This is a genomic window from Salmonella sp. SAL4457 (assembly GCF_046548235.1).
GTDB lineage: Bacteria > Pseudomonadota > Gammaproteobacteria > Enterobacterales > Enterobacteriaceae > Salmonella > Salmonella enterica.
The window spans coordinates 1-261 of the sequence record NZ_JBGDZO010000743.1 but is presented as its reverse complement, the minus strand read 5'-3'; the positions used below and the strand labels follow the sequence as shown (position 1 = coordinate 261).

Sequence of the window (261 nt, the reverse complement as noted above, 5' to 3'; positions counted from 1 at the left end):
ACTGGAAGAGGCCTATGCCGGCGACATCATCGGCCTGCACAACCACGGCACCATCCAGATCGGCGACACCTTCAGCGAAGGCGAGAACTTCGGTTTCACCGGCATCCCGCACTTCGCCCCGGAACTGTTCCGCCGCGTGCGCCTGAAAGACCCGCTGAAGTCCAAGCAGTTGCGCCAGGGCCTGCAGGAACTGGCCGAGGAAGGTGCGACCCAGGTGTTCTTCCCCGAGCGCAACAACGACATCATCCTCGGTGCGGTGGG

At 63.6% G+C, this 261-nt stretch carries 1 pseudogene; it reads left to right on the top strand.

From position 1 onward, the window contains the following. Nucleotides 1-261, top strand: a pseudogene (prfC, locus tag ACLJNW_RS26140) (peptide chain release factor 3); the annotation flags it as partial.